At 53.4% G+C, this 21850-nt stretch carries 21 protein-coding genes; 14 read left to right on the top strand and 7 right to left on the bottom strand.

Annotation, left to right across the window (positions count from 1 at the left end; translation table 11 throughout):
* The first annotated feature begins 35 nt into the window (after window positions 1–35).
* The 14 genes from VMF88_06710 (at window position 36) to VMF88_06645 (ending at window position 15130) form a co-directional block, all read left to right on the top strand.
* Entirely contained in the window at window positions 36–389 is a 354-nt protein-coding gene (locus VMF88_06710; GenBank protein ID HTY10747.1) for a hypothetical protein, read from the top strand.
* A 27-nt stretch (window positions 390–416) separates the two neighbouring features.
* Complete coding sequence (gene chrA / locus VMF88_06705; GenBank protein ID HTY10746.1) at window positions 417–1610, top strand: chromate efflux transporter; 1194 nt, start codon at window positions 417–419, stop codon at window positions 1608–1610.
* A gap of 13 nt (window positions 1611–1623) precedes the next feature.
* Window positions 1624–2181, top strand: coding sequence for a hypothetical protein (locus tag VMF88_06700; protein ID HTY10745.1), 558 nt, complete (start codon window positions 1624–1626; stop codon window positions 2179–2181).
* Between the two features lie 27 nt (window positions 2182–2208).
* Window positions 2209–2649, top strand: coding sequence for a pyrimidine dimer DNA glycosylase/endonuclease V (locus VMF88_06695; protein HTY10744.1), 441 nt, complete (start codon window positions 2209–2211; stop codon window positions 2647–2649).
* A gap of 117 nt (window positions 2650–2766) precedes the next feature.
* Complete coding sequence (locus VMF88_06690; GenBank protein ID HTY10743.1) at window positions 2767–4869, top strand: PIG-L family deacetylase; 2103 nt, start codon at window positions 2767–2769, stop codon at window positions 4867–4869.
* Window positions 4870–4878: 9 nt separating this feature from the next.
* On the top strand, window positions 4879–5916 hold the full coding sequence (locus tag VMF88_06685) for an extracellular solute-binding protein (protein ID HTY10742.1): 1038 nt from the start codon (window positions 4879–4881) through the stop codon (window positions 5914–5916).
* Window positions 5917–5983: 67 nt separating this feature from the next.
* Window positions 5984–6991 carry an ABC transporter ATP-binding protein gene (locus VMF88_06680; GenBank protein ID HTY10741.1) on the top strand — a complete coding sequence of 336 codons (1008 nt, stop codon included), beginning with the start codon at window positions 5984–5986 and terminating at the stop codon, window positions 6989–6991.
* Entirely contained in the window at window positions 6984–8666 is a 1683-nt protein-coding gene (locus VMF88_06675; protein ID HTY10740.1) for an iron ABC transporter permease, read from the top strand. The genes VMF88_06680 and VMF88_06675 overlap by 8 nt, the downstream gene beginning before the upstream one ends.
* Window positions 8667–8756: 90 nt before the next feature.
* On the top strand, window positions 8757–9938 hold the full coding sequence (locus VMF88_06670; protein HTY10739.1) for an NlpC/P60 family protein: 1182 nt from the start codon (window positions 8757–8759) through the stop codon (window positions 9936–9938).
* A 20-nt stretch (window positions 9939–9958) separates the two neighbouring features.
* Window positions 9959–10195, top strand: coding sequence for a hypothetical protein (locus VMF88_06665; protein ID HTY10738.1), 237 nt, complete (start codon window positions 9959–9961; stop codon window positions 10193–10195).
* A 373-nt stretch (window positions 10196–10568) separates the two neighbouring features.
* Window positions 10569–12380 (top strand): T9SS type A sorting domain-containing protein, encoded by a 1812-nt coding sequence (locus VMF88_06660; protein HTY10737.1) that lies wholly within the window; start codon window positions 10569–10571, stop codon window positions 12378–12380.
* Between the two features lie 131 nt (window positions 12381–12511).
* The gene (locus tag VMF88_06655) at window positions 12512–14089 is read left to right on the top strand and encodes a T9SS type A sorting domain-containing protein (GenBank protein ID HTY10736.1); all 1578 of its coding nucleotides are present in this window, start codon (window positions 12512–12514) and stop codon (window positions 14087–14089) included.
* 111 nt (window positions 14090–14200) lie between these two features.
* On the top strand, window positions 14201–14560 hold the full coding sequence (locus VMF88_06650) for a DUF1304 domain-containing protein (GenBank protein ID HTY10735.1): 360 nt from the start codon (window positions 14201–14203) through the stop codon (window positions 14558–14560).
* 48 nt (window positions 14561–14608) lie between these two features.
* Window positions 14609–15130, top strand: a complete 522-nt coding sequence (locus VMF88_06645) for a DinB family protein (GenBank protein HTY10734.1) — start codon at window positions 14609–14611, stop codon at window positions 15128–15130.
* Between the two features lie 22 nt (window positions 15131–15152).
* Here the strand turns inward: VMF88_06645 and VMF88_06640 are convergent, their stop codons facing one another.
* The 7 genes from VMF88_06640 to VMF88_06610 all read right to left on the bottom strand — a co-directional run bounded on the left by VMF88_06640 (window position 15153) and on the right by VMF88_06610 (window position 21850).
* Window positions 15153–16142 carry a polyprenyl synthetase family protein gene (locus VMF88_06640; protein ID HTY10733.1) on the bottom strand — a complete coding sequence of 330 codons (990 nt, stop codon included), beginning with the start codon at window positions 16140–16142 and terminating at the stop codon, window positions 15153–15155.
* Window positions 16139–16897 (bottom strand): twin-arginine translocase subunit TatC, encoded by a 759-nt coding sequence (tatC, locus tag VMF88_06635; protein HTY10732.1) that lies wholly within the window; start codon window positions 16895–16897, stop codon window positions 16139–16141. Before tatC ends, VMF88_06640 begins: the two co-directional genes overlap by 4 nt.
* Before the next feature lie 77 nt (window positions 16898–16974).
* On the bottom strand, window positions 16975–18270 hold the full coding sequence (glyA, locus tag VMF88_06630; GenBank protein ID HTY10731.1) for a serine hydroxymethyltransferase: 1296 nt from the start codon (window positions 18268–18270) through the stop codon (window positions 16975–16977).
* Window positions 18271–18341: 71 nt separating this feature from the next.
* The gene (rpiB, locus tag VMF88_06625) at window positions 18342–18779 is read right to left on the bottom strand and encodes a ribose 5-phosphate isomerase B (GenBank protein HTY10730.1); all 438 of its coding nucleotides are present in this window, start codon (window positions 18777–18779) and stop codon (window positions 18342–18344) included.
* A 3-nt stretch (window positions 18780–18782) separates the two neighbouring features.
* On the bottom strand, window positions 18783–20036 hold the full coding sequence (locus VMF88_06620; protein ID HTY10729.1) for a hypothetical protein: 1254 nt from the start codon (window positions 20034–20036) through the stop codon (window positions 18783–18785).
* 9 nt (window positions 20037–20045) lie between these two features.
* Complete coding sequence (locus VMF88_06615) at window positions 20046–21248, bottom strand: DNRLRE domain-containing protein (protein ID HTY10728.1); 1203 nt, start codon at window positions 21246–21248, stop codon at window positions 20046–20048.
* On the bottom strand, window positions 21245–21850 hold the full coding sequence (locus VMF88_06610; protein ID HTY10727.1) for an HAD family hydrolase: 606 nt from the start codon (window positions 21848–21850) through the stop codon (window positions 21245–21247). The genes VMF88_06615 and VMF88_06610 overlap by 4 nt, the downstream gene beginning before the upstream one ends.

Raw genomic sequence — 21850 nt, 5'->3', positions numbered from 1 at the left:
TTCTTCAAAAATAATCCAGACACTACCGAATTCCAATGTACGAACATACCTCCAAACCGTTACTAGAGCGGAAGCGTTTTCTCCGCCGGATGCTGTTTCATTGGCTGCTTGCTACCTCGATCGTTGTTATCTCTCTGGGTTTGGGAATTGCCGGATATTGCATCACCGAAGGTCTGTCGTTCATCGATGCGCTGCTCAATGCTTCAATGCTTTTGGGAGGGATGGGGCCCGTGAATGAACTGCACACGAACGCCGGAAAAATTTTTGCCTCCTTTTATGCCCTCTTTTCGGGGATGGTCTTTCTTGTTGTCGCCGGTATTATCATCGCGCCGTTGGCCCACCGGCTGCTCCACTGGATGCGACTGGAAAGAGAACAGAAGTTGATGTAGTAATATTCAAAAGAAGGTTCACAGGTGATGGGAGATTCAAGAGACGATCCCGCCCGCCCGCGAGTATCCGGCGGTGCGTTGAAGGATGTTGCCCTTCTGTTCTTGCGGCTTGGAACGATTTCGTTCGGAGGACCCGCTGCGCACATCGCGATGATGGAAGATGAAGTTGTCAAGAGACGAAAATGGATCACCCATGAATACTTTCTTGACCTACTCGGCGCAACGAACATCATTCCCGGCCCGAACTCGACCGAAATGGGAATCCATATCGGTTACCTCCGGGCGGGATGGAAAGGCTTGGTGGCGGCAGGAGTCTGCTTTATCCTCCCGGCTGTATCGATGACGCTCTTGTTGGCTCATCTCTATGTTCAGTTCGGATCCGTTCCGCAGTACGCCAACTTTATCTGGGGGATACGCGCCGCGGTCATCGCAATTATTCTTGCGGCGCTGATCCGCCTCGGCAGGCCGAAGATCAAAGATCCATTCATGGTGACCGTGGGCGCTGCCGTCGGTGCGCTGAATTTTTTTCACGTCGACGCGATCCTCCTGCTTGGCGCTGCCGGTGTTCTTGGCTTAGTGTGGGGAAATAGAAAACGATTGATCGGGCGTTCGCTTTCGATTTTTTCAATGGTCGTTTTTCCCGTTGCGCTGGTCTCGTTGTCGGAAAGTGTTCCGCGGGAGGTCATCCCGCCGACGGTTCCGGGGCTCGGATTGTTCTTTCTTAAGATAGGCTCAATCCTTTACGGGAGCGGCTACGTCCTGGCGGCTTTTCTTCAAGGCGGGCTTGTCGGCGCAAATCATTGGCTGACGCAAACGCAGCTGCTCGATGCGATCGCTGTCGGGCAATTCACCCCCGGTCCTGTCCTTTCAACCGCGACGTTCATCGGATATGTCATCCTCGGCTTTCCGGGGGCGCTGGTCTCAACGGCCGGCATATTTCTGCCGTCGTTCATTTATGTCCTCGCCATAAGCCCGTTCGTGCCGAAACTGCGGAAATCTCCTTCGACCTCGGGTTTTCTTGACGGTGTGAACGCTGCATCGCTCGGTCTAATGCTGGCCGTCTGTGCAACGCTCGGCATCGCAACCCTGATCAATGCAGGGACGTGGACGATCTTTATTGCCGCAGCCGCGGTCATTTTGATCTGGAATCTTCATGCCGCGTGGATTGTTGTTGGTGCAGCGATCCTCGGATGGATTTTTTCAGCAGCCGGATTAATGTAAGGGAGTACATCGAATGGGTAAAAGTAAAGCGGTCATCGCGTCCATTGCGTTTCTGTTCCTCGGCATTCTTATTTTTTCTTCGGACATTGCCTCAGCGGGAAATGATCCGCAGCCACAAGACCTAAAGACAACGGTTGCGATGTTGCAGGATTCGCTCAAAGACCTGCAGCAGCAGCTCGATCAACTGAAACAGCAGGTGCCGGGCCTGGGTGAATATATGACAACGATCCAGCTCCATGCCTCGAAACTCTGGTTTGCCGTGGGGGCGTCGAATTGGGAACTGGCCTCATACGAACTCGACGAAATGAGCGAAACGATGGATGGAGCCCGGGCACTTCACGCGTTCAGGAACGGACTGGATATCGCCGGGGTTCTTCAGAGCCTGCAGGAGACGCAGCTTCCTTTGATGCGCCAGGCCATCGCTGCCAGGTCAAGCGCGGCATTTTCGCCTGCTTACGGCCAGACACTCGATGCTTGCAATGGATGCCACCGTTCTGCCGGTTATGGCTTTATTTCGATCATGGTTCCGACAGCTCCCCCCGTGACCAACCAGCGTTGGGATGCGCATTGATGATTGCATTTCGATAGGCTTTTAAGCATGAGAATCTGGTCGCTTCATCCCCAATATCTCGATGCCAAGGGGCTGGTTGCACTATGGCGTGAAAGCTTGCTTGCGAAGAAGGTCCTTCAGGGACGCACGAGAGGATATCAGCACCATCCGCAATTGGACCGGTTTCGCGCCAGGCACGACAGTGTTCAATTGATTGACAGCTATCTTTCGGAAGTGTACGCTGAAGCTCTCGAACGAGGGTATGCGTTCGACCGGAAGAAGATCGGCAGAAAACTTTCGGCAAAGAAGATCGCAGTGACAAAGGGACAGCTTCAATACGAGTTCGAGCACCTCAAGAAAAAGCTGAGAAGAAGGGACCGCAAAAAATTTGCGGCTGTCGTTGACATCTCATTTCCGAAACCGCACCCGCTTTTTAAGATAGTACGGGGAGCAATAGAGAAGTGGGAAAAAATTAACCCGGCAATTTAGCTTGTTATCCGAAAATTGTCGATTGTTCATTGTTGATCGTTCATTGTCGATTGTTAATTCCCCATTAATTGAATATATTAAAGAAAATTCTTCCCCCTCACGCTTTGCCGACATTCTATGAATAGGTTCCTCCTTGTTCTCGGCTTCACCGCCGTCTTTTCGTCCTCGCTATTTTCGCAGCATATTCCATCCATCATGAATCTCTCTGCTCATCCGGATGACGAAGACGGGGCAACGCTTGCCTATTACCGGTATAAATACGGCGTCAAAGTGTATTCTGTCTGCTTTACGCGAGGCGAAGGAGGACAGAATGAAATCGGCCCTGAATTATACAGCGATCTCGGTGTTCTGCGGACAGCAGAGACCGAACGAGCAGCGCACATCATCGGCAGCGAGGTCTATTTCTTGAATTTTGTCGATTTTGGATTTTCGAAGACCGCGGAGGAGACGTTCGACATGTGGGGGAAAGACACCACCGTCGCCCGTCTTGTCTATCTTATTCGGAAACTGAAACCTGAAGTTCTTTTTACGAACCATGACAGCGTCTCGGGGCACGGGAATCATCAGGCCGTGGGAATTGCGGCCTTGCAGGCGTTTTCACTCGCAGCGGACCCGAATTATCATCCGGAACAGTTGAAAGAACCGGGAATCGGATTGTTCCAACCGAAGAAATTGTTCATGAGGATTTTCTTCCAGAGAGATTCGCTTCTCAAACCGGACGTTGTCAATCCCGTCTCGACCGATACGCTCGCTCTCGGGAAGACCGCTGTGCAGCTGGCGATGGAAGCTCTTGCACAGCACCGGACGCAGGGAATGGACAAAGTGATCGCGAGCGGGAGGTTCGGCAGATTTTTTGATTCGACACGCTACATCCTTATCCGCCAAAGCGGGAAGTTTGAAAATGTAAGGAATGATTTTCTTGGCGGCCTTCATATGCCGGGCGAATCGAAATTGCCGCTTCTTCCGACCAAGCCGGCCGTAAGCGCGGTGCTCTCCGACTCCATCGTTGTGAGGAACCAAAAATTTACGCTGGAACTGAAGCCGCTGGCGCATATCGACAACCTGACGGCAGAATTCGTTCTGCCGGAAGGATGGACAAGCCGTCCGCTTGACGATCGGAACAAGAATCTTTACGAAATTACCGTTTCCGGCAGCGCGCGGTACACGTATCCGAAGGTCAGGCACTTGTACGAAATGATGCGGACGGTCCCGTTGATCACCGTGACTGTTTCCTTTGATCGTAACGGGAAACGGGACAACGAAGAAATTCCGGTCTTCATGGACGTCGCGCCCCTGCAAACGCTTTCCCTCGCGTCGCAGGTGTTTCGCATTACCGATGAACCGCTCAAGATCCCATTCAGCGTTAAAAACTACTTCCCCAAAAAAGCCGCGGGAAGGGTTCAAGCGATCATCCCTGCCGGCTGGGAGGCGCTAAATTCGGAATTTGTTATTGCGAAGGAAGACAGCGTCGACGCGGACAGCGTCACAATCATTGCGCCAGCCGGCCTGCCGCAAGGGACCTACAACGTGCGCGTGTGTATTGACGGAGACACGGCATCGGCGGCGCTGAAAAAATTCGATGTAGCGATTGCCCCCCGGTTGAATGTTGGCGTCGTTCAAAGTTACGACGACGTTTTCAGCAAGACCCTCGCCGACCTCCATGTGGCTTATCATCTGTTGACCGAAAGCGACCTCGCCTCAGGAGATCTCCAGCGATACAACTCGATCATCGTCGATATCCGCGCGTACCTCTTTCGTCCTGATCTGGCAAAAAATAATGCCCGTCTTCTGGAATATGTCAGGAACGGCGGCTCGCTCATCGTGATGTACCAGCGGACCGAGGAATGGAAGCCGGAATACGCTCCGTATCCGTTCTCCATCTCCCGGAACCGCATTACGGTGGAGACGGCTCCCGTGACGGTGCTGAAACCCGGAAACATTCTTTTCAACGCACCGAACACGATCGACGCAACGGCGTGGAACGATTGGGTGCAGGAACGTTCGCTGTATATGCCCGCCAGTGTACCCGCCCAATACGAGAAGCTCGTCTCATGCTCGGACCCCGGCGAGCCCCCTCTCGATACCGGATTGCTTTTTACAAACTATGGCAAGGGCATGTATGTGTACACCGCCTACGTGTGGTATCGTGAACTGAAGGAAGTGAACAAAGGCGCTTTTCGCATGTTCGCCAATATGATTTCCTTAGGAAGCAAAAAGTAACCCCAAGAAGTGAACGGCACCAACATCTCACACTGGTTTGTATCGCTCTGCATTGCCGCGTTAGCAGGATGTTCGCAGCCGGCGAAAACTCCGCTTGTTGTGTATTCGCCTCACGGCAAAGATATGCTGGAGGAGTTTGCGGAGAAGTTCGAGGCGGCCAACCCGGGAGTGGACGTCCAATGGCTTGACATGGGTTCGCAGGAAGCGTACGACAGGATCAGGACGGAGATGGCAAATCCTCAGGCCGATATCTGGTGGGGGGCTCCCTCGACAATTTTCATGAGGGCCGAAAAGGAAGGATTGCTGTCGCCGTATCGTCCATCATGGGGGGACAGCATTGCCCCGGAGTATCGAAGCGCCGCCGACATGTGGTATGGGACGTTCATTACGCCGGAGGTGATCGTGTTCAATTCCCGCCTTCTGACCAAAGCCAATGCGCCGAAAGATTGGGACGACCTGCTCGATCCTCAATGGAAGGACAAGATCATCCTCCGGTATCCGCTTGCGTCCGGAACATTGCGTGTGATCTTCTCCGCCATGGTGGCTTCATCCTTGGCAAAGTACGGATCTGAGGCGAACGGCTTCGATTGGCTTCGCCGGCTGGATGCGAACACAAAATCATACACTCCCGACCCGACGCAGATGTATCTGAAACTTGCCCGCGAAGAAGCTTCCGTGTCCATTTGGGATATGCCGGACGTTGTGTTGCAGCAGAAATTGAATAACTATCCGTTCGACTATAATGTCCCGGCAAGCGGGACAGTCCTGCTCACCGACGGCATCGCCGTCGTCGCCGGGGCAAAGCATAAGGCGCTGGCAGAACAATTCTACGAGTTTGTGACGAGCGAAGAAAGCCTCGTTCTTCAAGCGAACAAGTTTTATCGCATTCCGGCCCGGTCTGGACTTCCAAAAGAGAAGCTCCCGTCCTGGATTACGTCGGCTTCATTTACTCCGATGCCCGTCGACTGGGATCTGGTCTCCCAGCATGAATCGGAATGGATGAGAAAATGGGATGAGGAAGTCAAAGGCCGAGGCCGGAGCAATTAACTCCCATCAATGAACAATGAACATTTTCTCGGTTTTTCATCCTTAATTTTTAATTCCTAATTTTTCCTTGTCCTCCGTCCGCCTTCACAATCTTTCAAAGTCTTTCGGCGCCCTTCGGGCCCTTGCTCCGCTCGAGTTAGAGATCCATGAAGGGGAGTTTTTTTCGCTGCTCGGCCCCAGCGGCTGCGGAAAAACCACTCTGCTCCGGATGATCGCCGGGCTCGAAACGCCCTCCTCAGGATCGATCCTCATCGATAATTCCGACATCACATCGTTGCCCCCTCAGCGGCGGAATGTCGGCATTGTTTTTCAGAACTATGCTCTTTTTCCTCACATGTCCGTTTTTGAAAACGTCGCTTACGGGCTCGAGGCGAAGAAGGTGCCGGAGAACGAAGTATACGCGAAAGTTCAGCGCATCCTCCAAAAAGTCCATCTTCAAGAAAAGGCAAACGTTCAGGTGCCGCTGCTCAGCGGGGGAGAACAGCAGCGTGTTGCCGTCGCCCGTGCGGTCGTTGTGGAACCAGGGGTTCTGCTTTTTGATGAGCCGCTTTCAAATCTCGATTATGCTTTGCGGCTTGAGACCCGTACGGAGATCAAAAGACTTCAGCGGGAAGTGGGGATTACCACGATCTATGTGACGCACGACCAGGGGGAAGCCTTGGCGCTGTCGGACCGCATCGCAGTTTTGAAGGGGGGGGCCCTACAGCAGGTCGGGACCCCCGATGAATTATATTTTCGCCCCGGCAATGCGTTTACCGCCGCCTTCATTGGACACGCCAATTTGTTTTCTCCGGCGGCATGTTCGGAATATTTCGGGATCACTTCCTTGATGGAGAATGAATCTCTAGCGATCCTCCCGGAAGAGATCCTCCTTTCGGGGGCAGGGGGAAAGGCGCAGGGGCGGATCATCGACAAACAATTTTCAGGCGCGTCGGTCGAGTACACGCTTGAGGCCGCCGGACAATTGGTCAAAGCAGTCCGCCCGTCTTCGGATAAAGGGTTTGACGGGGAGGTAGGCGGACTTGTCTATCTTTCTCTGAACGAATCAGGTCAGCGGAAGGTCAGAAATGAATAGCGGGCCAAAGCGGTTCGACAATAGTTCTCGCGTGATGCTGTCCGTTGTCGTCTTCTTTGCGGCGGGATACATTCTTTTTCCGCTGTATGCCTTGTTGAAGGAAAGCCTGTCGTCGGCGGGGCACGGAGCCTCTCTGCAAACCTACGCTCATCTCTTCCGGTCGACGCTGCCGGAAGCGGCCTTCAATTCCGTCGCCATTTCCATTCTGAGCGTCATCGGAAGCGGCATCGCCGGGACCTTCATTGCGTACGTGTTTCACTTTCTTGACTTCCCTGCCAAATCGTTCTTCTCAAAAATCGTTCTGATCCCTCTCGCACTTCCGCCGCTCGTCGGGGTCATTTCGTTTTTGTTTTTGGTGGGTGAAAGCGGAATGCTCTCCCGCATTCTTGCGTCGGTCTTCGGCGTGGCCCCTGCTTTCTTCAGCGTGAATGGATGGACGGCGATCGTGCTGGTCCACGTCTATTCCTTTTATGTCTTCTTTTACCTCTTCGTTTCCGCCGCCCTCTCCCGGATGGACGGAGCGATGCTCGACGCGTCGGCGAGCCTTGGCGCCGCCAGAGGGAGGACGATACGAACGATCCTCCTTCCCGCATTAACGCCCGCCCTCGTCGGCTCTTCGCTGATGACATTCATGTCCAGCATGGCATCATTTTCTGCCCCGCTTCTCTTCGGCGGGACCACGCGTTTTCTTACGCTCGAAATTTACACTGCGAAACTCAACGGCGACAATTCCGCCGCTGCAGGGCTGGCGATATTATTGTCGGTCATCTCGGTATGTCTTCTCTTGTTCCTCCGCTGGTGGCAGGATTCGCGCATACGCAGCACGAGTTTGAAGGGTGTTCCGAGGAAGGCAAACATATCTCATGGGAAATGGACAAAAAGAATTCTCTTGACGCTGATGTCCGTGCTGCTGATCCTTTTTGCCCTCCCTGTCTTCACGATCGTTCTCATTTCACTCGTGAAGGAAGGTTCCTGGACATATCAGATTTTCCCGGATGTTTTTTCGGTCGACAATTATCGGCGTTTCTTCAGCGATGCGCGCCTTGTTGAGCCCATCCTGAACAGCATTTGGATGTCGCTGCTTGCCGTGATCATCGTTATTCTTGTCGGCGTCACGGCGGCTTTCTTGATCAAAACGGAGAGGTTCAGAGGAAACCGTCTGCTCGAGATCATTCTTTCTCTTCCGTACGGGATCCCCGGGACGGTGATCGCCGTCGGCCTTATCGTCACCTTCAATCGTCCGACGATATTTTCATTCCAATCGATCCTCGTCGGAACATTGTGGATCATGCCGATCGCTTACGCTGTCAGGAACCTCCCGCTCCTTTACCGTTCAGCGGCGGCGGGGCTCGACGCTCTCGACCCTTCACTCCAGGAAGCCGCCGAGACGCTTGGCTCCTCGAAAGGAAGGACGGTGAGAAAGATCATTCTGCCGGTCATTATGCCCTCGGTGATCTCCGGGATCCTCCTCGTTTTCATAAACTCGGTGGGGGAATTTGTTTCTTCGATCCTCTTGTATTCGTACGGGACACGCCCCGTGTCGGTCGAAATTCTCTCTCAACTGCGCCTGTTCAACATCGGCGGGGCGTCGGTCTACGGCACATTGCTGACGGTTCTCGTTATGTTCGTCATTGCGCTTTCCAACAGATTTTTCCGGGCATCGTTTACCTCATAAGGCCGGTTTTTCGGTAATTTTTCCTCTCGCCTTTTTTACCCCGTCTTCGTATATTGATCATGTTGCTGTCACTCACCCCGTTCTTGACCAATGAAACGAACTGATTTTTTAATATTTCTTTTTTCGTGGTTTCTTTTCCTTCCGGGTTGCTCGGACCTTTCCCGGCAGAACCGACGCTTTACCGACGCTGTCGACCGCATTAATGCTCAATACGCGCCCGACAAAAAGCTTGCGATCTTTACCGTGACCGTAAAGAGGACAAATAAAGGAATCGCACTCTTCGGCGAGGTTGACGACCCCGCCGCAAAACAGGCTCTTATTGCGGCACTGTCTCCGCTCGTGAAAAAAATCACGGACGATATTACCGTCCTTCCCGGAGCGGATCTTGGCGGAAGAAATCGGGGAATCGTTAGCGTGGGCATAGCGGATATGCGGCGAGAGCCGGTTGACTCGTCGGAGCTTCTTTCTCAAGCGACGATGGGGAGCGCTGTAAAATTATTGAAGGAAGAGTCCGGCTGGTATTACGTTCAAACCGCGGACAAATATCTGGGATGGATGAGCGGTGGATCATTCACGCGCTGTACCAAAGAAAATGCGGATGCCTGGGATCATGCCCGCAAAGCGATCGTCGTATCGACGTACGCTTCCATGCGTGAGCTCCCGCAGGCGCATTCCCCGGCTGTCTGCGACCTTGTCGCCGGATCTTTGGTGAAGAGCATCGGTTCAGTCGGCGCTTGGACCCGGGTCGAGCTGCCGGACGGGCGAAAGGGATTTATTCCGGACCTGAATCTCGCCGATTTCGACTCGTGGGAGAAAAATATCACGCCGACTCCCGACGGCGTTGAGCGGACTGCACGGTCGCTTCTCGGGGTCCCGTACTTATGGGGAGGGACGTCGACAAAGGCGGTGGATTGTTCCGGGTTCACAAAAACCGTCTATCGGATGAATGGCGTCCAGCTTCATCGGGATGCATATCAGCAGGCGCAGGAGGGGGTTGACGTTGTGCCGGGAGAAAAATTTCAAAATTTGCGCAAAGGGGATCTGCTCTTCTTCGGCCGCAAAGCGAACGGGAACAGACCCTGCGAAATTCTGCACGTTGCGCTGTACCTGAAGGACCGATTGTTCATTCACGCGTCTGGCACGGTAAAGATCAACAGCCTTGATCCCTCCTCACCGATCTTTGATGCGAACAAAATACGATCGTTCATCTGTGCGCGAAGAATTATTCCCGAAACTCCGGCGAGACCGGGAATTGCGCTGCACCACGAGTAACATTCTACGGAGCCAGGCCTATGTCGATGTCCAAAAATGCCGTATGCAGTAAATGCGGAAAGAAATTTGTGTGGAGAATCCAGCGCCCCGGCGACGGCCATTGGGACCGGTGGTCGAACGACGACGGCGATACGCTGGCGAATTGGTTCATCTCCAACTCGCTGTGCTGGGAACATGCATTTGCCGCGATGCCGGAACGGTTCGCGAAGATCCTGAAAACGATCGACTACAGTGAAGAAGAGGGAGTTCTTAAGTAGTCGATTTCTTCGTGATTGCGCTGATGGCGCAGATTCAGCGCAGACGCCAGATTGCGAAGATGAGTAGAACAAGGATTCAAGACGGCGGGCACTCCTAGGGTGCCCGCTATTTTTTTTATTTGGGCCTCTGTGTCCGCCGATACACGCACCGATTGACAAGCCCCCTTCATTTTTGTATCTTCAAGTAGATATTTGCCATCCCCCTACAACTACTTTAGTGCGAAGATTGTTTTCCTTTTCAAGGGAATGCTTTCTTTTGGAAGGCTGTTTCCTTGCAAGGAATTTACATCCCGGCCGAGGCGTTAGGAACGAAGGAAGAGCCACCGACCTGCTCGAGTGGAAGCTCCTAATCATCAAACCATGTGAGGTAAAAATGAAAAGATTGGTTCTCGTTCTGACGGCGGTCGTCGCAACTTGTTCCTTCGCGCAGTTCAGTCAGCAGGGGGGAAAACTAGTTGGCACTGGCAGTACCGGAAGTACGCCGGAGCAGGGCTCTGCTGTTGCGCTCTCAGCGGACGGAAATACTGCTGTTGTCGGCGGATGGGACGACAGCGCAGGTGTCGGAGCGATTTGGATTTTTACTCGTTCAGGGGGGCATTGGTCGCAACAAGGACCTAAGTTAGTCGGAAAAGATCATGCTGGTACTTCAAACCAAGGCTATTCAGTTGGCATATCGGCAGACGGTAATACAGTGATTGAAGGGGGGTACTATGATAATAACAGAGTCGGTGCCGCTTGGGTATTTTCTCGCACCGCGGGAGTATGGTCTCAACAGGGAAGTAAACTTGTCGGAAATGATTACGTGTTTAGTTTTTTCCCCGCTTCATACCAGGGTTGGTCCGTTGGGCTTTCCGCTGACGGCAATACTGCAATTGTCGGCGGTTACTATGATAATCATGCAACAGGTGCGGCATGGATCTATAAAAGGACGGATACTGTTTGGTCGCAGGTCGGAAGTAAACTCGTAAGCAGTTATTACTCTGGACAGGCTCAACAAGGATATTCGGTTGCAATTTCAGGAGATGGCAATACCGTTGCAGTTGGCGGAAACGATGATGCCCCATATTATGGTTCTGCATTTATCTATGTCTGGAATGGTACTTCATGGGTGGAACAAGGCAATAAGTTGGTTGGAGGCAATAATTCCGCATTCGGCAGTGCGGTAGCGTTATCGTCCGACGGCAATACTCTCGTTGTCGGCGGATCGGGCGACTATAACTACGCTAGTGTCGGTGCCATATGGGTATTTGCAAGGAATGCGGACAGCACATGGGTGTTAAGGGCAAACGAGCTCCGTCCTGTTAACTATACGACAGGCACTCCTTCGATCGGCTGTTCCGTATCCCTGTCCTCGGACGGTAGAACAGCGATCGTAGGCGGAGTTGGAGACAGCTCTTACGCTGGAGCCGCTTGGATATTTAGGCCTCTCGATGAACCGAACGATACGGAATGGAGTGAAATCTACAAGCTTCCAGCAACAGATATTGTTGGTACCGCATTTCGAGGAGGCTCAGTCGCAATCTCAGGGGACGGCAATACTGCGATTGTCGGGGGATACGCAGACAGCTCATACTTTGGAGCTGCGTGGATCTATGCTACTCCGAACGCCCCAATGCCGGTTGAGTTAACAACGTTTACCGCATCCTCAAACAGCTTAAGCGTCGAATTACGATGGACAACAGCAACAGAAATAAACAACGCTGAATTTGAAATTGAACGAACGCCGTCACTGGCAGGGGGACAATGGATCCGTGTTGGCGCGATCGCCGGCGCGGGAACTTCTAATTCGCCGAAGAGCTATATGTATAAAGACCTTGTCAACTCCCCCGGGGCCTACGAATATCGTCTGAAGCAGATTGACCGCAGCGGTGCTTTCAAATATTCGCAAGAGGTCTCAATTCTCGTCGGATCCGCGCCGGCTGCTTTTCAACTGTCCCAAAACTATCCTAATCCATTCAATCCGACAACCATGTTCGAGTTTTCCGTACCGACGGATGGCCGGGCAAGATTGCAGGTTTACAATGCCGTTGGCCAGCAGGTTGCCACTCTTTTTGACGGCACCGCGGCAGCAGGAGAGTATCATCAGGTCACGTTCGACGGATCACATTTTGCGAGCGGCATTTATTTTGCCAGACTGCAGTTTGGCGACCGGTCGGAAATGAGGAAACTTCTCCTTCTCAAATAGGTGCAGTTGCAACTTCGCATGACGAGTTGTCCGGAAAGCGCCGATGTGTATTTCTACTACGGCGGCGTGCTCCACAGTGCAGATAAGATTTTGTAGAGTGATATTATTTTATTAACAACGAGGAGGTAGGTATGAAGCGCACTCTGTGCATCCTGTCCATCGGGTTTGTATTGGGCATTCCGTTTTTTGCTTCCGCTCAGGTCACAAACCTGAAAATTGAGAACGTAAGCTCAAATTTCAGCATGACGTCAGGAGATACGTTCAGTTGGGAATACAATTGCCCCACGGGGGCTACCGTAACGGGTGAAATCTGGTACGACGTGAACAGCAATGGAATAATTGATGCCGGGGATGTTCTCCGGTTTGCTTTTACACAAACGGACGGGAACAACAACCCTAATAGTTATGGTCCGCCGGATGAAGACGGAAGCTTGAACGGTCACGTACTGTTCTATCAACGGCTTGGAGTTGCGCCGGGTAAATATGTCTTCAGGTTCACTCAAAATGGAAGCAGTGTTACGGAAGCGGGGACAGTCTTAGCGTTAGCTTCTCCTGCCCATACCATTTCCGGCCACGTGACCCCGCCGTCCGGTAAAAGCGCTGAAAATATAAACGTGGAACTCCACAGGCATAATGGAAACGGCGGCAATAGCGCTGGACTTGATTTCTGGGATGGCTATACTAATTCCTCAGGAGATTTTCAGATCGCAATGGATGCCGATACCTCGGGTAATCCGTGGGATTTTCAAATTCAAAACAACCCTTATCCTCCTTCAATCTTAACTCCCGGAGACACTTCCATAACGATCATCGGGAACCCAAGCGGGATCAATTTGGCGCTACAGCCCGCAAACGCTCAGGTGGCGGGTTACTATAAAGATGATTCGGGAAATCCGATCCAAAACGACGTCTTTGTACAGTTTAATGGGAGCATAGGTTTCAATGCCTATTTTGTGCGCGATGTCCCAAGTGATCTCAACGGACTTTTCCAGATAGGGTTTCTCTCGAGTGAATTATCGGAGCAGGGGGGGCAGCACTGGACGCTGTCTACCTACACCAATGGAGATAGCATCACGACTTCCGTCATTCCTTCGATAACGCTGCCGGTCATTCATAACGGCGATAGTTTGTTCTATAATTTCGTCGCTTATGCGGTGAATTCCACTATCACGGGAAAAGTCGAATTTAACGGTGGTCCAATAAGCGCTCCGTACGAAGTTCAGGCAATCAACCCCGATACCGGATATTCCTTCGGCTGGACCGATAACCAGGGAAACTTCGTGTTGAAGGTGAGTAATAAAATCTCCAATTACAATCTGACCATCTATGGCGGTTTGGGGCCGGATCTTATTGCAAACACGGTTGTTGTCCACCCGGGTGAAACGGGGGCGATGCTCAATATTACCACGACATCGGTGCGCGACGCTTCGGCGAAGGTCCCGGCGGTCTTTGCGTTATCGCAAAATTATCCGAATCCATTCAACCCGACAACGGAAATTCAGTTCACCGTTCCATCCGATGGAAGGGCTGTATTGAAGGTGTTCAATGTCCTTGGCCAGGAGGTTGCAACGTTATTTGACGGCGAGGCGGCCGCGGGGAAAATCCACGAGGTCCAATTCAATGCGTCAAATCTTGCCAGCGGAGTTTATTTTTCCCGGTTGGAGTTCGGCGGCAAGGTGCAAATGAAAAAAATGATCCTGCTTAAATAACGCCGGCGGCGCAGGCATTCACTACTTACTCCCAAGCGCTTGCATTAGCTCTTGGGAGTTTCTATAATTGACTGTTTCGCCTTTTGGCCGTATCAATGAAAGGACCTTGTGATCCCATCAATCTCAAAATGTTTGGTCGGTTTGGTCGCCGCAGAACATTGCTACATTCTTTGGCTGGAGATGTTTGCCTGGACGACGCACGGGAGAAAAGTATTCACTTCTGTTCCGGGCGATCTATTCGAAAGAACGAAGGTCCTTGCCGCCAATCAGGGGTTGTATAACGGCTTTCTTGCTGCAGGATTAATCTGGTCGTTGATCATTCAGGACAGCCGCTGGTCGCAAAACGTGGCAGCGTTCTTTCTATCGTGTGTCATTCTTGCCGGAATTTACGGAGGAGTCTCGGCTCATAAATCGATCCTTTACAAACAGGCGCTTCCGGCGATCGCGGCGTTGCTCTTTTTATTTTGGTGATCTATCTGTCGGGAAAAACTCTCATTCACACTCACGCAGGAAATTTCAATGATAAAGATCGATAAACCGAACGAAGGAGAATACGCTCCGTACGCGATCATGTATATCAGTTTGCTGCCGGATGACGGGGATGTCATCAGTCATCTCAGAAACAACCTTGCCGCGGTAAAAAGTTTTATCGTTTCGCTTCCCGGGGAAAAACTGACCTATCGATACGCCCCCGATAAGTGGACGATCAAAGAGGTCCTGGTGCATGTCATGGATACCGAACGCATTTTTGCTTACCGGGCCCTCCGTTTCGCGCGGAACGACAAGACCGCGTTGCCGGGATACGAGCAGAACGACTACGTTCCGTATTCACGGGCGAATGATCGGAGCATCGACAATATCTTTCGTGAGTACAGCGCGGTACGTGTGGCGACGCTGTCGCTTCTGGAGAGTCTGAGCGGAGACGATTTTTTGAGGAGCGGGATCGCGAACGGAAACCCGGCAAGCGTGCGTGCGCTGGCGTACCAGATCGCGGGGCATGAATTGCACCACATGAAAATAATTAAGGAGAGGTATCTCTAAGGGGGAATAGCGAGGCGCCCTCTTACTTCGTCCGTTCCATCACGAAGTCGACGAACATCAGAAGGGATTCTTTCGCGTCCGAACCGGGGAGGGAACGGAGGCATTGGCGCGCCTCCTCGCTGTAATGCTCGGCCTTTGACACCGCGTAATCGATACCGCCGTACTGCTGGGCGAACGCCACCACCGTATCCACGTCCTTCCCCTTGGCTCCGTTCCTGATCATTTTGAGAATCCGGCGCGATTCCTTTTTCGGCGCTTGGCGGAACGAATGGATCAGAGGCAGCGTGATCTTCTTCTCCTTCATGTCACCGCCCACCGGCTTGCCGATGATGTTCTTTCTGCTTGTGTAATCGAACAGGTCGTCGCGGATCTGGAATGCCATCCCGACATTCTCACCGAAGTTTCTCATGATCTGACGGAGCGATGCATCGGCGGTAGCGCTTGCGGCGCCGATGACGGTGCACGTCGAAAGGAGGGAAGCGGTCTTATCCGAGATGATCTTCAGATACGTCGCTTCGTCAATGTCGAGATCCCGGCTTTTCTGGATCTGCAGGATTTCCCCTTCGCTCATTCTCCGGACGGCGTCCGAGATCGCGTTGAGGAAGTAATGATCTTCGTGTTTCAGCGAAAGCATGAGGCCGGCAGAAAGAAGGTAATCTCCCATCAGGACGGCCACCTTATTTTTCCACACGGCGTTGATGGACGCCAATCCCCTGCGGGTGTCGGCATCGTCGACGACGTCGTCGTGGACGAGAGTTGCGGTATGCAGAATTTCCACAAGCGTTGCGCCGCGGTATGTGCTCTCGGTGATCTGTCCGCACGCTTTTGCCGCCAGAAAAACGAGGATCGGACGGATCCTTTTCCCTTTTTGCTTGACGATGTACCGCGCGATCGTATCGACCAAAAGAATGTTCGAGCGCATCGCCTGTTTGAAATGCCTGCCGAAGCCCTGCAGCTCGTCGCTGACCGGTCCTTTGATCTCGTCCAAACCTATCGATTCAAGCCGTTTCATGAGGCGGTTTCCGGGTCTTTCTTCTGGGCGAATTTCGAGACGATGATGCTGATCTCGTACAGGACGAACATCGGCGCCGCCAGCAGACTTTGTGTGACGATATCCGGCGTCGGTGTGACGATGGCGGCAATAATCAGGATGACCACGATCGCATGGCGGCGATAATGCCGCATGAACGCCGGCGTCAGGAAACCGAGCTTGGTCAGGAAGTACGAGATCATCGGCAGCTCGAAGACCAATCCTGCGCCGACCACCAGGCTCATGATAAAGCTGATATATTTATCCGCCGCAATGTTCAGGTCGATATTCTGCGTACCGAAGCCCGCGAAGAATGTCAGCGCTGTCGGGACCAGGATGAAGTATCCGAAAACGACTCCGGCGAGGAAGCAGAACGACGTAAAAAAGACGATCCGCCAGATGTACTGCCGCTCGTTGGGCATCAAGCCGGGAGCGATGAACTTCCAGAGTTGGTACAGCAGGACCGGCATGCTCAGGATGAGCCCCGCAAACAGGATCACTTCCATGTACAGCACCATGATCCCGTACGGCGTAAGCACCTGCACCTTCAGATGGGCCGCACGCAAAGGACCAAGCAGGAGATCCTGCACAAGAAAATCCGAGAAGAACGCGCAGGCAATGGACGCGACGACGAGTGCGCTGAGTCCCTTGATGATCCTCCACCGGAGCTCTTCGAGATGGTCGAAAAACGACATCTCGCGTGCGTTGCTCTCGGTTCCTGCCTGTTCTTCTGCCATAGACGATGGGACGCGGAGCGTCCGTTAGAGAATTAAATTAAAAGGTGGAATTTTTTCTTCGACGTTGCCTAGCCCGCTTATGCCATCTCTTTATAGAGCGGGAAACCGCCGCAGAGGTCGGCGACTTTCTTCTTCACAGATTCGTGCACGTCCGTTTTTCCGGGACTGCTGAGCACTTGATCGATCAGCGATGCGACGGTTCGCATCTCGGATTCGTTCATCCCCCGGGTCGTCAGTGCGGGGGTCCCGACGCGAATCCCGCTGGTAATGAGAGGGGATTTGTCGTCGAAAGGAACTGCATTTTTGTTGACGGTAATTCCCGAGGCATCGAGGGCTTCCTGCGCGTCTTTTCCCGTTACGTTTTTGTTACGAAGGTCGATGAGCATCAGGTGATTGTCGGTCCCTCCCGAAATGATGTTGTATCCCTTACCGACCATCGCTTCGGCGAGGGCGTGCGCATTCTTGATGACCTGTTTCGAATACTCTCTGAACCCCGGCTCGAGGGCCTCTTTGAACGCCACGGCCTTTGCCGCGATAATGTGCATCAAGGGGCCCCCCTGGATTCCCGGGATCACCATCGAGTCGAGCAGTTCGGAGATCATTTTTGTTCTCCCCGACTTCGGCGCCACGATGCCGAACGGGTTCTCGAAATCCTTTCCCACGAGGATGATGCCTCCGCGGGGACCGCGGAGAGTCTTGTGCGTCGTCGATGTTACGACGTGGCAGTGGGGGATGGGGTCGTTCAGAAGTTTCGATGCGATGAGCCCTGCCGGGTGGGCGATGTCGGCGAAGAGAAAGGCCCCGACCCTGTCCGCGATTTCCCGGAATTTTTTGTAATCGATGTTTCGCGAATAGGCGCTCGCCCCGACCGTGATCAGTTTCGGAAGTTCGCGCTTTGCCGTGTCTTCCACTTCGTTGTAATCGATCTGTCCGGTCTCTTTTGAGACTCCGTACGCGGAGAACTTATAGAATTGTCCGGAAAAATTCACCGGCGAGCCGTGCGTCAAATGTCCGCCGTGGGAAAGGTTCATCCCGAGCACCGCGTCCCCCGGTTTGATGAAGGTGAAATAGACGGCCATGTTCGCCTGCGAACCCGAATGCGGCTGCACGTTGGCGTACTCAGCGCCGAACAGCGCTTTCACGCGCGTCCGCGCGAGGTCTTCGACGACGTCGACGTACTCGCAGCCGCCGTAGTACCGCTTGCTGGGGTATCCTTCGGCATACTTGTTCGTCATGATGCAGCCGGCCGCCTCGAGAACGGCAGGGCTGACAAAGTTTTCCGAAGCGATCAGTTCGAGCTTGGTGTTCTGCCGGTGGAGTTCATTTTTGATCGCGGAATAAACTTCGGAATCGGTGGAATGGAGTTGATTCATAATGGTCTCGTTGAACGATCGGTATGAATAGAAGCTTCTGCGGTGTCACCGGCGAAGCATGTGGACGGGGATCAGCACGACGTGAGGGAATGGATCTTTGCGACCCTCCGTTCGTGGCGACCTCCCTCAAAATCTGTCCTGAGAAAAATTCTTACGATCGACTGGGCTTCATCCCATGTCGTAAGCCGTTCCCCGATGCAAAGGATATTGGCGTCATTGTGTTTGCGCGATAACTCCGCAGCTTCGATCGTTTCACATGCCGCCGCCCGCACCCCCTTGTGCTTGTTCGCGACGATCGACATGCCGATGCCCGTTCCGCACACCAGAATTCCTCTGTCGCATGTCCCGTTCGAGACCGCCGACGCCGCCGCGTGGCCGTAGTCGGGATAGTCCGTCGATTCGTTCGAGGTGGCGCCGAAATCGGTGAACGGGAGCTGTAGTTCGTTGAGCACCGTTTTAATTTTTTCCTTGTAGGAAAATCCGGCGTGGTCGCTGGCGAGTGCAATCATAGTCTATTGAACCTCCGGAACAATGAACCAGGTGTCGCTGCCTGTTAATGAGACCGTGACGCGTGTGATGGCGTCGCGTTCAAGTCCGTTCGATGTCGTACCGCGAATTCCGTGCTCGAGTCCGATGTTGAGCCGCGCCTCGCTCCCCGGAGTAGAAAAGACGGGGACGCTGATCCCGCCCGTAATAAAATAATCGTCGATCGCCTGGCCGTTCAGTTTGAGATAGGATTGATCCATATACCCTCCGACGCGGTATGTCACCTGGCGATAGTAGGGCTCCGAAAGCGATCTTGTCGGAAGGAATTCTGCCCCGACGCCGACGCGCATGCTGTTTTGAATCTCAGGCGGATGCACTCCCATATACGTATACCGGCTCCACTGCTGATACTGGAAATCTCCCGTGAGGATAAAATTGTTCCGCACATCGTACTCAAGACCGAGAGCGAAACCGAGAGGGATCTTCGTTGTCGTGGAGATGGAGTCCGTCGTATCCGCCACCGTTGAAAAATTCTGGAAGATCTGGCCGTCGGATTTTAAGGTCGCTCCCGAAAAAAAGGTCGCCCCGATATTCAGGTGCTTTTCTTTCGAGATCCCCAGCGCCTTGTCGAGCCCGGAGAACAGGCCTCCCACGGTGAACGCAAATCCATCGGTCGAGATATTTTTGTCCCCGTTCGTGGTGAAATAACCGAGGCTGTCGTATTCGATCTCCTGGACGTCGTCAAAATTTCCGAACAAATAATGCGTCGTCACGCCGAAGTAGAGATCCTGAACCGGCGAGAACGAAAAGCCGAATTGCGCCGATGACAATCCGCCGCTGCCGGTGAACGTCTGGGTAATTCCCGGATTCGATTGCTTGTCGATCACGTCGTACGCCCGCCGGCTGAACGGCGTGACGCTGAATGCGAAGCCGATGCCATACTCACTGTAGACCGGAAAGGCAAGAGCGGCCGATTGGAAATTCCCCGAACTCAAAAACGTCGACGCTGTTCCGTCGCTCATGGAATATCCCTGGTACTGGACCTCTCCGGCATACTGCGTCCGCGTCAGTTGTCCGAGGCCGGCCGGGTTCAATTCGTTGACCGTTCCGTCGGCGAGCGACGCAATGCCCGTGCCCCCCATGGCAAACGAACGGATCCCTCCGTAGTTGATGATATCCCCCACGCCGAAGCTCGAGTAAATTGAGCCGTTCCCGGCCAAGAGAGGGAGGGATGTTCCGGCAACTGCAACAAGCAAAAAGAAAAACTTTACCGTTTTCATCGCCAAAGATTACTTTTTTGTGTACGTGATGGAGAGTTTAGGTCCATACACCGAATCTGCCGAAGAATAGAATACATGCCTGTCGACGTTCGAACTGCCTCCCAATGCGCGCAGCTCGGCGCCGAAATTGCCGCTGGGGACGTTGATCCATTGCTGCACCATCGAGGTGATGTTGAAAATGTACACGCTGTTGGTTGTCTGGCTCGTGTCCTTGCGGTAGCCGTACCCGTAATAAGAGCTCCCCACCGAGTCGAGCTGTGTTGCGCTTCCCGCAAGGTACGCTACAACGCTGTCGATCGAACCGTAGCCGACCGAGCTTTGGGAATTTTTCAGCGTCAGGGACATCGTCGCATTGTTGACGATGATTCTGTTTGACGCCACGGAATCGAAGAGCGGCGGCTTGAGGTTGAATTTGATAATGCTGTATTCGGAGATCCCCCCCTGGGTTTGTATCCCCGCCGAAGCCAGGATGGGACTGCTCGCAGCAAGAAAGGTTCCGACGCCGTTCGTGAGGCTCGTCGAATCCTTCACTCCGTTCTTCTCATAGATGATGGTCAATGTCGGCGGCGTGCTGCTGTTGAAACTAGAGAAACCCCACACGCCGCAGTTCACCGTTCCCGGGGCGGGAACAAGCGCGAGGCTGAAAAACCTCGGCAGCAGGGTGTCGGCAGAGATATTGATCCATCGGCGTACGAGGGAGGTATCGATTTGCGTAACGATCGCCAGCGTGGAGCTCAGCGTATCCTGGCTTGTGATCGTGACAAGTGCGGAATTGGTCGGCGCCATGGCGATGGTACTTAAAGAGTCGACCGTCACCGTCGACGACGACCACGATGATAGAACTTCCTTAATCTGAAATTGAGCTGGGACAGGGGGAAGCGAGACGTGCCATCCGTAATTTGATGTCAGCGTCAGTTCAGCGGTATCGATCTGTACTGTCGTGAGCGTATCCGGAAGGTACGCCGCGAAGAGGAGGAGCGACGTCGCGTTCACTGATGCGTAATTTCCGACCAGGAGGCTTGCGCCGGACCCATTAGCCTGGGAAAACTTGAATGACGTATCGCCGACCGCAGCGATGGTCGTGTCATGAGAGCTGTATCTGGCGCTCCCCGGGATCAGCTTGGCACCGACCGACGTCGGGCTCTGGCTGCATCCGTTCATCAACATAAGAATAATAAAAATGACAGGGTATGACTTCTGCAACGCGTTCATGCTGGAGAGGACTGAGTGAATGAGCGGCTCCTGGCCGCAATTGTTTCCTTGACGTACTGGACGCCGTCAAACAGGTCGGGTGCGACGAAATCCGGCAGGTTTCGGCAGTTGGGAATGTCCTCGGCTCCGTATCCCGTCATCACCATCACGGTCCCGGCGCCGACCGCTTTACCGGCTCCGACGTCGACGCACCGGTCGCCGATGACAAAAGATCGGCGAAGGTCGATGCCGTACCTGTCGCGGGCTTGATGGAGCATTCCCGGTTTCGGCTTCCGGCAGTCGCAGACGACGTCGTATCGTTTGTCCGCTGCTCCCGGAAGGTGAGGGCAGTAAAAAAAATCGTCGACGGCCGCGCCTTCCTTCTTCAACAGCGCCTTGAGCGCTTCGTTGACCTCGTGCACCGCATCCTCGGAGAAGTATCCGCGCGCCACGCCCGACTGATTGGTAATGATGAAAACCTTCGCTCCCAGATCGTTGAGTTCTCGGATGGCTCGTGCGCTGCGGGGAATGAGGCGGAGCTGTTCTGCCGATGCGATGAATTTCTCTTCCACGTTGACGGTTCCGTCGCGATCGAGGAACACCGCAATATCGGATTGGGTCAT

This window comes from Bacteroidota bacterium (assembly GCA_035506275.1).
GTDB lineage: Bacteria > Bacteroidota > Ignavibacteria > UBA10030 > UBA8401 > JAGVPT01.
Note: the sequence above shows the minus strand (reverse complement) of the source record. Positions and strands in the feature narration are given on the sequence as shown.

What these genes read in the sequence shown, in the direction of transcription:
- VMF88_06690 (HTY10743.1), top strand. Translation starts at nt 2,767, where the DNA reads ATGAATAGGTTCCTCCTTGTTCTCGGCTTCACCGCCGTCTTTTCGTCC.
- VMF88_06615 (HTY10728.1), bottom strand. Translation starts at nt 21,248, where the DNA reads ATGAACGCGTTGCAGAAGTCATACCCTGTCATTTTTATTATTCTTATG.
- VMF88_06700 (HTY10745.1), top strand. Translation starts at nt 1,624, where the DNA reads ATGGGTAAAAGTAAAGCGGTCATCGCGTCCATTGCGTTTCTGTTCCTC.
- VMF88_06610 (HTY10727.1), bottom strand. Translation starts at nt 21,850, where the DNA reads ATGACCCAATCCGATATTGCGGTGTTCCTCGATCGCGACGGAACCGTC.
- VMF88_06640 (HTY10733.1), bottom strand. Translation starts at nt 16,142, where the DNA reads ATGAAACGGCTTGAATCGATAGGTTTGGACGAGATCAAAGGACCGGTC.
- VMF88_06660 (HTY10737.1), top strand. Translation starts at nt 10,569, where the DNA reads ATGAAAAGATTGGTTCTCGTTCTGACGGCGGTCGTCGCAACTTGTTCC.
- VMF88_06645 (HTY10734.1), top strand. Translation starts at nt 14,609, where the DNA reads ATGATAAAGATCGATAAACCGAACGAAGGAGAATACGCTCCGTACGCG.
- VMF88_06620 (HTY10729.1), bottom strand. Translation starts at nt 20,036, where the DNA reads ATGAAAACGGTAAAGTTTTTCTTTTTGCTTGTTGCAGTTGCCGGAACA.
- glyA (HTY10731.1), bottom strand. Translation starts at nt 18,270, where the DNA reads ATGAATCAACTCCATTCCACCGATTCCGAAGTTTATTCCGCGATCAAA.
- chrA (HTY10746.1), top strand. Translation starts at nt 417, where the DNA reads ATGGGAGATTCAAGAGACGATCCCGCCCGCCCGCGAGTATCCGGCGGT.
- VMF88_06695 (HTY10744.1), top strand. Translation starts at nt 2,209, where the DNA reads ATGAGAATCTGGTCGCTTCATCCCCAATATCTCGATGCCAAGGGGCTG.
- VMF88_06665 (HTY10738.1), top strand. Translation starts at nt 9,959, where the DNA reads ATGTCGATGTCCAAAAATGCCGTATGCAGTAAATGCGGAAAGAAATTT.
- VMF88_06670 (HTY10739.1), top strand. Translation starts at nt 8,757, where the DNA reads ATGAAACGAACTGATTTTTTAATATTTCTTTTTTCGTGGTTTCTTTTC.
- tatC (HTY10732.1), bottom strand. Translation starts at nt 16,897, where the DNA reads ATGGCAGAAGAACAGGCAGGAACCGAGAGCAACGCACGCGAGATGTCG.
- VMF88_06710 (HTY10747.1), top strand. Translation starts at nt 36, where the DNA reads ATGTACGAACATACCTCCAAACCGTTACTAGAGCGGAAGCGTTTTCTC.
- VMF88_06675 (HTY10740.1), top strand. Translation starts at nt 6,984, where the DNA reads ATGAATAGCGGGCCAAAGCGGTTCGACAATAGTTCTCGCGTGATGCTG.
- VMF88_06655 (HTY10736.1), top strand. Translation starts at nt 12,512, where the DNA reads ATGAAGCGCACTCTGTGCATCCTGTCCATCGGGTTTGTATTGGGCATT.
- rpiB (HTY10730.1), bottom strand. Translation starts at nt 18,779, where the DNA reads ATGATTGCACTCGCCAGCGACCACGCCGGATTTTCCTACAAGGAAAAA.